Genomic DNA, 12,029 nt, shown 5'->3' with positions numbered 1-12,029 from the left:
CCCGGAGGTCCGGCCGATGCGAACGTCTGATCTGCACGTCGACGTCCACCCACAGTTTCGGTCGTCCCGTCCCGCCGCCCACCGTGCCGTCGCGTCGGACGCCGTCCGCCCGGTGCGGCGCGCGACGCACCGGACCCGCAACGCGCCCCTGCCCGAGGCGGTCGCGCCGGCACCGGTTGCCGGCTGGCGCGGTGGTCACCGGCGCGCCGCAGGCCGGGCCACCATCGTCGCCTCGGTCCTGACGGTCGGCCTCGGGTGGCTGATCGCGATCCTGGTCGCGCCGCACGTCACTCTCTCTCCGGGTGCGCGGATGGTCGCCCTCTTCTGCCACCTGACCTGCCTGGTGGTGGGCTTCGGCGCGGTGCTGACGGTGGACTGGTTCAGCCTGCGCTGGCTGCTGCGCCGGGAACCGCTCGGCACCGTGCTGACCGCCGCCCGCGGCGCGCACCTGCTCATCTGGCTGGGTCTGGTGGGTCTGCTCGCCAGCGGGGCCGCCCTCGGACCGGACACGTCGTCCGGGCTGGTCTGGGTCAAGTTGCTGGCGGTGCTGGTGGTCGGCGTCAACGGGCTGTTCCTCGGCCGGGTCCGGGACCGGCTCGTGGCGGTGCAGGGCCGCCCACCCTGGTCCGCCCTGCTACCCGGTGTCGCCGCCGCCACGATCTCGCAGCTCGCCTGGTGGACAGCGACCCTCGTCGGCTTCTGGAACGCCAACGGCTGACGGTCGGTGCTCAGGCCGGCGTCGGGTGCCTCTGCGCGAACCGGGCGCGGGTCAGGAACGCGAGTTGAGCCCGCTTGTCCGGCATGTCGATCTCGGAGTCGAAGGTGAAGCCCTCGATCTCCAGCCGGCGCAGGGCGAGGTGGTTGCGGACGTCCGGCTCCACCACGATGCGCTGCGCGGCCGGGTCGCGGAACAGGAAGCGGGCGATGGCCGGGCCCGCCGCGTTGGTGAGGCTGCGGGCGAGGCGTCGGTCGGGGCTGAGCAGCAGGTGCATCCCCACGTCACCGGGCTGGACGGGGTAGCGCTCGCCGACCGGGTCCGCCTCGGGCTGATAGCTCTGGAAGAGGCCGACCGGCTCCCCGTCGACCGTGATCAGGTACGCGTGGTGCGTCGGCAGACTGTCCACAAAGGCATAGATCTCGCGGACCTCGTCGAGGGTGTGCGAACCCATGCCCCAGAAGGAGTTGCGGGGCATGGTCACCCAACCGTGCAGGAGTGCGGCGTCCCGGTCCGGGTCGACGGTCACCAACGACAGCTCACCGAGACCGGCGATCTTCTCCTGGTACGTCATCGGGCGCTGTCCTCTGTTCCATCCGGGGCGCAACTTAGGTTAACCTCCCCTAACCAAGGATGACCTTACCTGGAGGGGTGCGTGAAACGGAACTGGGAGGCCCTGGTCCTCAAGGCCATGGGCGGGCGGGACTTTCAGTTGACCGTCCTGGGCACCGAGTCAGTCGACGGGCACTACCAGCGACTCCTCCTGGACGGGGGTGGCCTGCTGGAGGCGTGCGGGGTGCACCCCACGATGTGGATCCGGCTGTGGTTCGACAACGACGGGCGAGCCCACCAACGCGCGTACACGCTGGTCGACCCCGACCCGGCCACCGGTCGATTCACCCTCGAATTCGCTCTCCACGACGGCTGCGCGGCCCGCTGGGCCACCACGGCCACCATCGGCGACACCATCAGCGCGACCGTGCAGGGCAGCGCCTTCGAGCTGCCCGACCCCGCGCCCGAGCACCTCTACCTGGTCGGTGACGCGGCCTCGCTGCCCGCGGTGAACAGCCTGCTCGACGCCGGTGCCGACATCCCGGCGACGGTGTGGCTGGAGTACGCCCACGAGGGTGAGAAGGCACTCGCCCTGCGGGCGCGGACGCACCACGACGTCACCTGGGTGCCGCGGCGCGACGCGGGTCAGCACCTCGTCGACACCGTCTGCGCGGCCCTGCCGACCAGCGGTGCGGGCCACTACTGGGTGGCCTGCGAGGCGGCCACCACCCGGGGCATCACCCGACACCTCCGCAAGACGCTGGGCGTCGACAAGGACCGGTTGACCTCCCTCGGTTACTGGAAAGCGGCATGAAGGGCCGACTCGGCACCCTGACCGCGCTGTACGTCACCCAGTACCTCGGCGTCGGCTTCATCACCGTCGGGCTCACCGCCATCCTGCGCGACGGCGGCACCTCGCTGGACACGTTGGCGCTGTTGCAGATCGTCGGTCTGATCTGGCCCATCAAGTTCCTCTGGGCGCCGATCCTCGACCGGTACGGCTCACGGCACCGCGGCCACTACCGCTCCTGGCTGCTCGTGCTCCAGACCGCTCTGGTGCTCGCGCTGCTGGCGTTGCTGCCCTTCGCCAGTCCGGCCGACGCGCTCGGCCCGATCGTCGCGATCTGCGCCGCGTACGTGTTCTTCTCGGCCACCCAGGACATCGCCGTGGACGCCGTCGCGGTCCGGATGCTGGCCGACTCGGCGCGGGGGACGGGTAACGGCATCCAGGTGGCGGCGAGCTACCTCGGCAACCTGCTCGGCGGCGGCGCCTGCGTCCTGGTCTACGACCAGTTCGGCTGGGCGCCGGCGATCGGCCTGCTGGTCGCGATGACGGCGGTCGGCCTGGTGGTGGTGTGGCGGTTCCGGGAGCCACCCCGTACCGATCGGGTGGAACGGGTCGGCGCGGCCTACCGGGCGTTGCTGTCGGTGTTCGGCCAGCCGGGCTGCCGGTGGTGGACCTTCGGCGTGGTGCCACTGGTCTACGTCGGCGCGGGTATGGCGTACGCCCTGGTCACCCCGGCGCTGGTCGACGCCGGGTGGTCGTTGGGTCGGATCGGCGTCGTCACCGGTGTGGTGACCAGCGTCCCGGCCATCGTGGCGGGCCTGGTCGCGGGGCTCGGGATCGGGCGGTTCGGGCGCGGTGGTGTGCTCGTGATCGGCGGCGTGGCGCTGACGGTGTCGACGTTGCTGCTCCTGCCGCTGATGAACGGCCGCGCGCCGCTGGGCGGAACGGTCGCCGCGCTCTGCTGCTTCATGGTCGCCTACACCATCGCCAACGTCGTGCTCTACACGGTCAACATGGACTACTCCCGACCCGACACCGGTGGCACCGACTTCACGGTGCTGTCGTCGTTCGGCCTGGTCTGCTCGTTCGTGGCGGCGTCCATCGGTCTCGCGGCGGCCGACCGGGTCGGCTATCCGGCGGTCGCGGTCGCGGCCATCGTGCTGGTGGCCGCCGGCGTCGCCCTCGGCCTCGTCCACCAGCGGCGGTTCCCGCACCGGCCCGGCCCCGTCGGCCCGGCGGCCGAGCAGCCCTCCGAGCAGCCCGCAGTGGACGGCGTCAAGGCGGTGGCGTGACCACGGTCCAGCCGGCCACCGACACCGCGACATCGGCGCGACTGCCACAGCGATGGCTCATCCTGGCCGTGCTGTGCGTCGCGCAACTGGTCGTGGTGTTGGACAACACCGTGCTGACCGTGGCGGTGCCGGCGCTCACGACCGAGTTGCGCGCCAGCACCGCCGAGGTGCAGTGGATGATCAACGCGTACGCGTTGGTGCTGTCCGGGTTGCTGCTCACCGCCGGTAGCGCCGCCGACCGGTACGGCCGCCGTCGAATGCTGCTCGTCGGGCTGGTCCTGTTCGGGGTCGGCTCGCTGGCCGCCGGTCTGGCCAGCACCAGCGGGCAGTTGATCGCCGCGCGAGCCGGGATGGGCGTCGGTGGCGCGCTGCTGGTCACCGCGACGCTCGCGGTGGCGATGCAGGTCTTCGACGCCACCGAGCGGTCCCGGGCGATCGGCATCTGGGCCGCCACCAGCGCGTTGGGCTTCGCCGTCGGGCCACCGATCGGCGGCACCATCCTCGCGCATCTGCCGTGGGGCGCGATCTTCCTGATGAACGTGCCGATCGTGCTGGTCTGCCTGCTCGTCGCTCGCGCGCTGGTCCCGGAGTCCCGCGGGCCGGCCGGCGGCCGACTCGACGTGCTCGGCGCCGTGCTCTCCACCGCCGGTCTGACCGCTGTCGTCTGGTCCATCATCTCCGGGCCGGAGCGCGGCTGGGCGTCGACCGAGGTGATCGGCGCGGCGGTCGTCGGCGTACTCCTGCTCGGGATCTTCGTGCGGTGGGAGCGGCGGATCGCGCACCCGATGCTGGACATGCGCTTCTTCCGGGACCGGCGCTTCGTCGGTGCGATCTCCGGCGTCGTGCTGATCACGTTCGGCGCCACCGGCGCGCTGTTCCTGCTCACCCAGCACCTCCAGTTCGTCCGGGGTTACCCCGCCTGGGAGGCCGGTCTGCGGATGGCGCCCTTCGCGCTGTCCATCGTGCTGCTCAACGTCAGTGGTGTCGTCGCGAGCGTGATCCGTCGGCTCGGCCTCGCGCTCGCCATCGCCGTCGGCATGACGCTGCTGGCGGCCGGTCTGGCGCTGGTCACCGTCTTTCCGTCCGATGGTTACGGGGTGCTGCTGGTCGGGTTGCTCGTCATGGGTGTCGGCTGCGCACTGGCCAATCCGGCCATCGTCGAGGCGGTGATGAGCGCGATCCCGGCGGCGAAGGCCGGCGCGGGCGCGGGAGTCGACGGCACCATGACCGAGGTCGGCAGCAGCCTCGGCGTCGCGGTGCTGGGTGCCGTGCTGAACGCCCGGTTCGCGGCGCTGCTGCCGGCGGCCCTGGCCGGCGCCGGGTCGTTTCCCGCGGCCCTCGCCGCGGCCCGTGGGGGAGCCGAGCGGGAGGTGGTGACCGTCGCCTTCGCCTCGGCACTGAAGACGGGGCAGTTGGTGGGCGCGGCTGCGGTGTTGATCGGTGGTCTGGTGGCCGCCGGGTTGCTAGACCGGGCAGACCGCAACAAATCCGTCTAATAAGGGTAGGCTACCCTAATAGCGACATCGTGGTAGTCGACGGAGGCGGTATGCAGCTGTACCTGACCGCGCTCAACCCCACCGACGCGCTCCTGGACGGGCTGCTCCCGGCGGCGGCGTCGCTCGGGCTGTCGGCGACCGTACTGACCGACCGGCCCGCCGAATGGCCGTCCGACGTGCGGGTGGCGCGCTGCGCGGTCCGCGACCCGGCCGCTGTGGTAGCGGCGGCGGCACCCGCCCGGCCGGTGGCGCTACTGTCCAACAGCGACCATCTCCAGGAGGCCACCGCGATCGCCGCCCGAAAGCTCGGTCTGCCCGGCAAGGACCCGGACGCCGCCCGTCTCTGCAAGGACAAGGCCGCGGCCCGCCGGGCGATCGCCGCTGCGGGCCTCGATCTGGTACGCACCGTCACCGTCGACCCCGGCACCACGCCGGACGTGCCGACCCTGATGTTCCCGGCGGTGGTCAAACCCCGCGAGGGGGTGGCCAGTGAGGACGCCTACCTGGTGACCGACCACGCCGAGCTGGTCGCCCGGGTCGCCGAGATCCGTGGCCGGCGGCCGGACGTGGCACTGGTGGTCGAGGAGTACCTCGCCGGCGAGCTGCGGACCTTCGAGACCCTCGGCGACGGCACCGAGCTGGCCTCGATCGGCGGATGGCGCACCGGTCTCGGCCCGCCGCCGACCTTCACCGAGCAGAACCTCGCCTGGTCGCCCCCGACCGAGCAGGCACGCACCCGGTTACGGGAGCGGCTCGACGCCCTCGGGGTCGGCTTCGGCGCCTGCCACACCGAGTACGTCGTCTCCGACGGCCGGGTCCGGCTCATCGAGGTGAACTACCGTCTCATCGGTGACCGGATGGACCTGATCCTCGCCGACCTGCTCGGTGTGCCGTTGTTCGAGTACGTCATCCGGCTGCACCTCGGCGAACCGCTGGCCGCCCTCGGTCTCCCCGGCACCGTCGACCGCCACGCCCGGGTCGAGTACGTCTGCGCGGACCGGTCCGGCCGTCTCGTCGCCGCACCGGGCCCCCTCGACACCGTCCACGGCGACGTCCGGCTGGGCTGCCGTCCGCTGCGCGAGGTGGGCCGCACCGCCGAACACACCGGCACGAACCGCGACTACCTCGCCGTGCTGCACGGCATCGGTCCCGACGAGGCCACCGTCCGGCAGTCGCTGACCGCCCTCCGCGAGCGCCTCCAGTGGACCATCGTCGAGTGAGCGACGACTGTGAGCGGGAGGTGATCGCCCGGGTGCTCGACGCCCTGCTGCGCGAGGATCACCTCGGTCTGAGCAGCGCCGGCCGAGCGCACGGCCCCGGCTGGTGGCAGGTGCCGCACTCCGACGGCCTGCTGCGTATTCCGGTCCGGGCGGACGGTTTTCAGCAGGCCCTGCGCAGTGCCGCGCCGACGGTGCTGCTGGTGACCCGCGCCGGCGAGACGCAGCGCACCGAGACGCTGGACGGACTGTTGGCGCTGCTCGCCCCGTACGACAACGCCGAGGCCGAGGCCGGCTGGCGGGACTTCGGCGTCGAGTGCCGCGCCGACCTGCGGGCCCGACGCCTCGCCGCCGGCAACCGCGCGCGGGTGCTCACCGCAGTGGCCGCCGCGCGGGCCACCACCCCGACCGGCCTGCCGGCGGCGCTCCTGGACGACGTGCTCGCCGCCCACCACGGCCATCCCGTCTACCCCACCGACCGGTGCCGGCACGGTCTCAACGACGACGAACTGATCCGGTACGCCCCGGAGCACGCCCCACGGTTCGCCCTGCGCTGGTACGCCGCCCCGGCCGACGACGTCCGACTCGCGGGCGAGCTGCCAACGTGGTGGCCGAGCGCGCCGCGACCGGATCAGCTGCTGCTGCCAGCGCATCCGATCACTGTGACCCGCGACGCGCTCCCGGTGGTCGACCTGCCGGTGACCCCGGTGCGACCCACCCTCTCCATGCGGACGGTGGCGCTCGACCAGGACCCGTACCTGCATCTGAAACTGCCGCTGCCGACCGCGAGTCTCGGCGCGCGTAACCGACGTACGCTGCAACCGGGCTCGCTCGCCGACGGCGCGGCCGTCGCCGGGCTGCTCGACCGGATCGCCACCGCCGAACCCGGCTTCGCCGGCCGGATCCGGCACGCCGACGAGAGCACCTGGGCGCACGTCGACGGCGACGAGCGCCGAGGTTTCCTGCTGCGCCGATTTCCCCGCGACCTGGCCGGCGTCCAGGTGGTGCCGGTCGCCGCCCTCGCCGCCGCCGACCCGGTGGCGGGCACGGTCCTTGAACGGATCAGCCCGCACCAGCCTGTCGCGCTGCTGGAGTCCTACCTGGACCTGCTGCTCGACTGGCACGTCTTTCTCTGGCTGCGCCACGGCATCGCGTTGGAGGCGCACCCGCAGAACATCCACCTGCTGGTGCATCCGGACGGGGCTGTCGGCCTGCTCTACAAGGACAACGACGGCGCCCGGCTCGACCCCCGACACGGCGGCGCGAACGGGCTCGCCCTGCGCGACGACCGGATGTGGGCGCGCGACCCGCACGAGTTGGCCGACGTGTTCGTCACCATCACCCTGCACCTGGCCGCCGCCGCGCCCCTGGTCGCCCTGGCCGCCCGAGGACTGCCGGTGCCGACACCCGCCGAGGCGCTGGTGCCCCGGCTCGCCGCCGCCCGTGACCGGTGGGGCGACGGACCGGCGGTACGGACCTTCACCGAGCGGGTCCTGCACGCCGCCCGGCTGCCCATCAAGGCGATGCTCACCGCCGGCACCCTGCTGCCCAAACAGCGGCTCGGCTGCGCCGACATCAACAAGTACTACCTGCGCACCGGCCCGAACTACCTCCGGGAGACACGATGACGAGCGCCCAGCTGCGCTCCCGGCCGGCCAGCGACACCGGTCGGCGCGCCGACCTGGCCGCCGCCCACGCCCTCTTCGGCTGCCTGCTGCGCGAGCTGGCCCCGCCGGACGGCACCCCGACCGTTGTCGACGGCGTAGTACGGCTGCACCTGCGGCACCTCGACACCACAGTGCGCTGCGAGGTCGCGCGAACCTCGCCGCTCGGCGCGCACCGCTACAGCGGCCCGGTTCAACGCGGCACCGGCGGCGGACGGTGGGAAGACCTGGACGCGGACGGGTTCGCCGCCCTGGTCGCGGCGGAACTCACCACCCGTACCGGCCTGGTCAACGAGGAGTTCGCCGAGCAGGTCAGGGCCAGTCGGGAGACCGTGGCCCGGCTGCTGGCCGACCGACCGGCGAAGGATCCGACCCCCACCGGTGAGGCCGCCATCGACGCGTACGTCGACTCCGAGCAGTCGCTGGTCTTCGGCCACCCGCACCACCCCACCCCGAAGTGGCGCAGCGGTGACCCGGACAGCTGGCGGGCGTACGCGCCGGAGCTGCGCACCGCGTTCCGGCTGCACTGGCTGGCCGTACCGGACGACCTGACCGCCGACGCGGGGCCGTTCGATCCGCTGGTGACCGCGCTCGACCCGCCACGTCCCCCGCGCGGTTACCGCGTCCTACCGGTGCACCCCTGGCAACTGTCGCTGATCCCACCCACCCACCCAGGGCTGCGCGACCTGGGGGCGGCCGGTGTGCCGGTACGACCCACGGCGAGCGTCCGGACCCTCTACGCCCCCGGGGCCGACCTGTTCGTGAAGACCAGCCTGCACGTGCGGATCACCAACTGTCTGCGCAAGAACGCCCGATACGAGCTGACCGGAGCGGTGGCGCTGACCGATCTGCTGGCCCGGGTGCCGCTGCCGGACGGGGTGCGGCTGCTGGCCGAGCCCGCCTACCGCACTGTCGACGTTGCCGGCCCGGACGAGGCGTACGGGACGATCCTGCGCGCCGGTCTGCGTCCGCACCTGCGTCCCGGCGACACCCCGGTGCTGGCCGCGGCTCTGGCCGCGACGCCGCTGGTGACATCGGATCCGGTGGCGTGGTGGCGCGCGTACGTCGGCCTGCTGGTGCCGGCGGTGCTGCGCAGCTGGCTCAGCCACGGCGTCGTGCACGAGGCGCACCTGCAGAACGTGGTCGTCGTGCTCGACCGGGATCACCATCCGGTACGGATGCTGCTGCGCGACCTGGAGGGGGTGAAGCTGGACGCCGACCGGTGGAACACCTGGCCGCACGGCGTCCCGGCGCAGGTCCGCTCCAGTCCCCGGGCCGCTCACCGCCGGATCGTCTACTGCCTGTTCGTCAACCACCTCGGGGGGATCAGCGGGGCCCTCGCCGACGCGCGGCCGGGAATCGAACGGCGGCTGTGGCAGGAGCTGCGCGCCGTCGTCGAGGCGGTGACCGCCGACCTCGGTGAGCCGGCCGAGTTGCGCGCGCTGCTGACCGGGGAACCGTTGCTGGCCAAGGCGAACCTGCTGGTCCGGTGGCGGCGTGACGCCGACCGGGCCGCGCCGTTCGTGCCGGTGCCGAACCCGATGGGTGGGCCACGATGAGCCGGCCGGTCTACGTCCACGACCTCGACGCGCTGGCCGGGGAGGCCCGCGCCATCCGGGCGGCGCTGCCCCGGCCGGTCGAGCTGCTCTACGCGGTCAAGGCCAATCCGGATGCCGGTGTGCTGCGCACCCTCGCGCCGATCGTCGACGGATTCGAGGCCGCCAGCCGGGGCGAGCTGCGCAGGCTGGCGGAGGTGCTGCCCGGACGGGCGCCCGCCGCGTACGCCGGACCGGGCAAGACCGACGCGGACCTCGCCGCCGCTCTCGCCGCCGGGGTGCACCGCATCCACGTCGAGTCTCCCAGCGAGCTGGCGCGACTCGGCGCGCTGGCCACCGCGGCGGGCCGGTCGGCCCAGGTGCTGCTGCGGGTGAACCTGCCGGTCGAAGCGCCGGGCGCGAGCCTGGTGATGGGCGGTGGACCCAGCCCGTTCGGCATGGACCCGGCCGACGCGGTGGCGTGCGCCCGCCGCCCGCCCGCCGGCATCGACGTACGCGGAATCCACGCCCACCTGGCCAGCGGAGTGGACGCACCGCTCGCCGCGACGGTCGCCGCCGCCGTGGTCGACTGGGCGGTGACCGAGGTCGATGCCGCCGAGGTCGACGTCGGCGGCGGCATGACCGTCGACTACACCGACCCGGACGCGCGGTTCGACTGGGCGGGCTACGGCCAGGCCCTGGCCGACGTCCTCGACCGGCACCCGGGCGTGCGGCTGCGCATCGAGCCGGGCCGGTCGGTCACCGCATACTGCGGGGCGTACCTCACCGAGGTCGTCGACGTGAAGCGTTCCTACGGCGAGTGGTTCGTGGTGGTGGCCGGTGGGACGCACCACCTACGGACTCCGGCGGCGAAGGGACACGCGCAGCCGTTCACCGTGCACCCACGGCCGGGTGCCGGTGGCCCCCGCACCGACGGCGGGCCGGTGACCGTGGTCGGGCAGCTCTGCACCCCGAAGGACGTGCTGTCCTTCTCGGCCACCGCGGGGCCGATCGGCGTGGGCGACGTGCTGGCCTTCGCCATGGCCGGGGCGTACGCCTGGAACATCAGCCACCGTGACTTCCTGCTGCACGAACCCCCGCTCTTTCGCACCGGTGACCTGCGTGAAGTGGCTGACGAGTGGGCGGCCCGGCCGCTCGGGACGTGAGCCCGGCAGGCTCGATCGGATCGGTGTGTTATCGATAACATGCTATCTTTCATCCCGGGAGTGAAGGGCACGCTCCCGGTCACCCGAGCCAGCGGCGAAGACGCGCCGAGGGGCCCCGCCCCCTCCCGCCGCCTTCCCGGTCGGTGACCAGTCCGGGCCCCCGTCGATGCCAGACGACCCCGGTTGGTCGTCGAACGGCAAGGAGCCCCAGCAATGCTGAGACGTAGGTTCTTCCTCCCATCCATCGCGGCCGCGGCGCTCGTGCTCGCGGCCACCGGCGGCGCGTTGAGCGGCGGCTTCGGTGCGACGGCCGTGGCCGCCACCAACGGCACCCTCGCGGCGACCGCCGGCTGCGGCAAGGCCCCCACACTCACCAGCGGGACGCGGACGATTCAGAGCAGCGGACAGAGTCGTACGTACAACCTGCGGATCCCGGACGGTTACGACCGCAACCGCCCCTACCGGCTGATCTTCGGCTTCCACTGGTTGAACGGCTCGGCCAACAACGTCACCTCGGCCGGTTACTACGGGCTCCAACCGCTGTCGAACAACAGCGCGATCTTCGTCGCCCCGCAGGGTCTCAACGCCGGCTGGGCCAACACCAACGGTCGGGACCTGACCCTCTTCGACGACATCTCCCGGCAGATCGAGAACGATCTGTGCGTGGACACCAGCCAGCGATTCGCCCTGGGCTGGAGCTACGGCGGAGCGATGAGTTACGCGGTGGCGTGCGCCCGGCCCACGATCATCCGCGCGGTCACCGTCATCTCCGGGGCGAACCTCAGCGGGTGCAACGGGGGCACCCAGCCGGTCGCCTACTTCGGCATCCACGGCATCTACGACAGCGTGCTGAACATCTCCCAGGGTCGGCAACTGCGCGACACGTTCGTCCGAAACAACGGCTGCACCGCGCAGAGCCCACGGGAGCCGAGCCGTGGCAGCCTCACCCACATCACCACGGCGTACGCGGGTTGCCGGGCCGGCTACCCGGTGCAGTGGGCGGCGTTCGACGGGGACCACACCCCGAGCCCGGTGGACGGGTCGGGCAGCCCCAACGACTCGCGGACCTGGACCTCGGGGGAGATCTGGAGGTTCTTCAGCCAGTTCGCGTCGACCACCCCGCCGACGACCGACCCGCCGACGGACCCGCCGACCGATCCGCCGACCGACCCGCCCACCGGGGGGCCCGGCACCTGCGCCGCCACCTACCGGACGACAAACACCTGGCCCGGCGGCTTCCAGGTGGAGGTAACAGTGGCCAACAACTCCACCACGCCCCTGAACGGCTGGACGGTGGGCATGACCCTGGCCAGCGGGCAGGCCATCAGCAGTCTGTGGAGTGGCGTCAACACGGGCACCTCCGGCAGTGTCACCGTCAGGAACGCCGCCTACAACGGCACAGTCGGCCCGAACGCATCGACCACCTTCGGCTTCACCGCCACGGGCAACGGTGCCACCGCGGCCAGCAACGTCACCTGCACCAGCCCCTGAGTTCGGCAGAGGCAGGGCCCGGAGCCAACTGGCTCCGGGCCCCGCTGCTGAGCTGACGGGCCTGTCGAGTCTCCCCCCACCGAGCAAGTGCGCGGTTGAACCGAACTCGATCGG

Annotated in this window: 10 protein-coding genes; 9 read left to right on the top strand and 1 reads right to left on the bottom strand. The window is 72.5% G+C overall.

Features of this window, described 5'->3' with window-relative positions; all coding sequences use genetic code 11:
* Nucleotides 1-16: 16 nt before the first annotated feature.
* Complete coding sequence (locus tag ACZ6NZ_RS01560) at nt 17-718, top strand: hypothetical protein (protein WP_465854844.1); 702 nt, start codon at nt 17-19, stop codon at nt 716-718.
* A 10-nt stretch (nt 719-728) separates the two neighbouring features.
* Here ACZ6NZ_RS01560 and ACZ6NZ_RS01555 read toward each other — a convergent pair whose 3' ends face one another.
* A complete protein-coding gene (locus ACZ6NZ_RS01555; protein ID WP_465854842.1) occupies nt 729-1,289 on the bottom strand; it encodes a GNAT family N-acetyltransferase in 561 nt (186 codons plus the stop codon).
* Between the two features lie 81 nt (nt 1,290-1,370).
* Between ACZ6NZ_RS01555 and ACZ6NZ_RS01550 the strand changes: the two genes are divergently transcribed.
* The 8 genes from ACZ6NZ_RS01550 to ACZ6NZ_RS01515 all read left to right on the top strand — a co-directional run bounded on the left by ACZ6NZ_RS01550 (nt 1,371) and on the right by ACZ6NZ_RS01515 (nt 11,915).
* A complete protein-coding gene (locus tag ACZ6NZ_RS01550; RefSeq protein ID WP_366605524.1) occupies nt 1,371-2,081 on the top strand; it encodes a siderophore-interacting protein in 711 nt (236 codons plus the stop codon).
* On the top strand, nt 2,078-3,346 hold the full coding sequence (locus tag ACZ6NZ_RS01545) for an MFS transporter (RefSeq protein ID WP_465854840.1): 1,269 nt from the start codon (nt 2,078-2,080) through the stop codon (nt 3,344-3,346). Before ACZ6NZ_RS01550 ends, ACZ6NZ_RS01545 begins: the two co-directional genes overlap by 4 nt.
* Nucleotides 3,343-4,842, top strand: a complete 1,500-nt coding sequence (locus ACZ6NZ_RS01540; protein ID WP_465854838.1) for an MFS transporter — start codon at nt 3,343-3,345, stop codon at nt 4,840-4,842. The genes ACZ6NZ_RS01545 and ACZ6NZ_RS01540 overlap by 4 nt, the downstream gene beginning before the upstream one ends.
* Nucleotides 4,843-4,892: 50 nt before the next feature.
* Nucleotides 4,893-6,062, top strand: coding sequence for an ATP-grasp domain-containing protein (locus ACZ6NZ_RS01535; protein ID WP_465854836.1), 1,170 nt, complete (start codon nt 4,893-4,895; stop codon nt 6,060-6,062).
* On the top strand, nt 6,059-7,687 hold the full coding sequence (locus ACZ6NZ_RS01530) for an IucA/IucC family protein (RefSeq protein ID WP_465854834.1): 1,629 nt from the start codon (nt 6,059-6,061) through the stop codon (nt 7,685-7,687). Before ACZ6NZ_RS01535 ends, ACZ6NZ_RS01530 begins: the two co-directional genes overlap by 4 nt.
* Complete coding sequence (locus ACZ6NZ_RS01525) at nt 7,684-9,282, top strand: IucA/IucC family protein (RefSeq protein ID WP_465854832.1); 1,599 nt, start codon at nt 7,684-7,686, stop codon at nt 9,280-9,282. The genes ACZ6NZ_RS01530 and ACZ6NZ_RS01525 overlap by 4 nt, the downstream gene beginning before the upstream one ends.
* On the top strand, nt 9,279-10,424 hold the full coding sequence (locus ACZ6NZ_RS01520; RefSeq protein ID WP_465854830.1) for an alanine racemase: 1,146 nt from the start codon (nt 9,279-9,281) through the stop codon (nt 10,422-10,424). The genes ACZ6NZ_RS01525 and ACZ6NZ_RS01520 overlap by 4 nt, the downstream gene beginning before the upstream one ends.
* A 213-nt stretch (nt 10,425-10,637) precedes the next feature.
* Nucleotides 10,638-11,915 (top strand): CE1 family esterase, encoded by a 1,278-nt coding sequence (locus tag ACZ6NZ_RS01515; protein WP_465854828.1) that lies wholly within the window; start codon nt 10,638-10,640, stop codon nt 11,913-11,915.
* Nucleotides 11,916-12,029 lie beyond the last annotated feature (114 nt).

This window comes from Micromonospora sp. NPDC047756, assembly GCF_055587245.1.
Note: the sequence above shows the minus strand (reverse complement) of the source record. Positions and strands in the feature narration are given on the sequence as shown.

Coding starts and splice junctions, on each gene's coding strand:
- ACZ6NZ_RS01560 (WP_465854844.1), top strand. CDS start 17: ATGCGAACGTCTGATCTGCACGTCGACGTCCACCCACAGTTTCGGTCG.
- ACZ6NZ_RS01555 (WP_465854842.1), bottom strand. CDS start 1,289: ATGACGTACCAGGAGAAGATCGCCGGTCTCGGTGAGCTGTCGTTGGTG.
- ACZ6NZ_RS01545 (WP_465854840.1), top strand. CDS start 2,078: ATGAAGGGCCGACTCGGCACCCTGACCGCGCTGTACGTCACCCAGTAC.
- ACZ6NZ_RS01535 (WP_465854836.1), top strand. CDS start 4,893: ATGCAGCTGTACCTGACCGCGCTCAACCCCACCGACGCGCTCCTGGAC.
- ACZ6NZ_RS01525 (WP_465854832.1), top strand. CDS start 7,684: ATGACGAGCGCCCAGCTGCGCTCCCGGCCGGCCAGCGACACCGGTCGG.
- ACZ6NZ_RS01520 (WP_465854830.1), top strand. CDS start 9,279: ATGAGCCGGCCGGTCTACGTCCACGACCTCGACGCGCTGGCCGGGGAG.
- ACZ6NZ_RS01515 (WP_465854828.1), top strand. CDS start 10,638: ATGCTGAGACGTAGGTTCTTCCTCCCATCCATCGCGGCCGCGGCGCTC.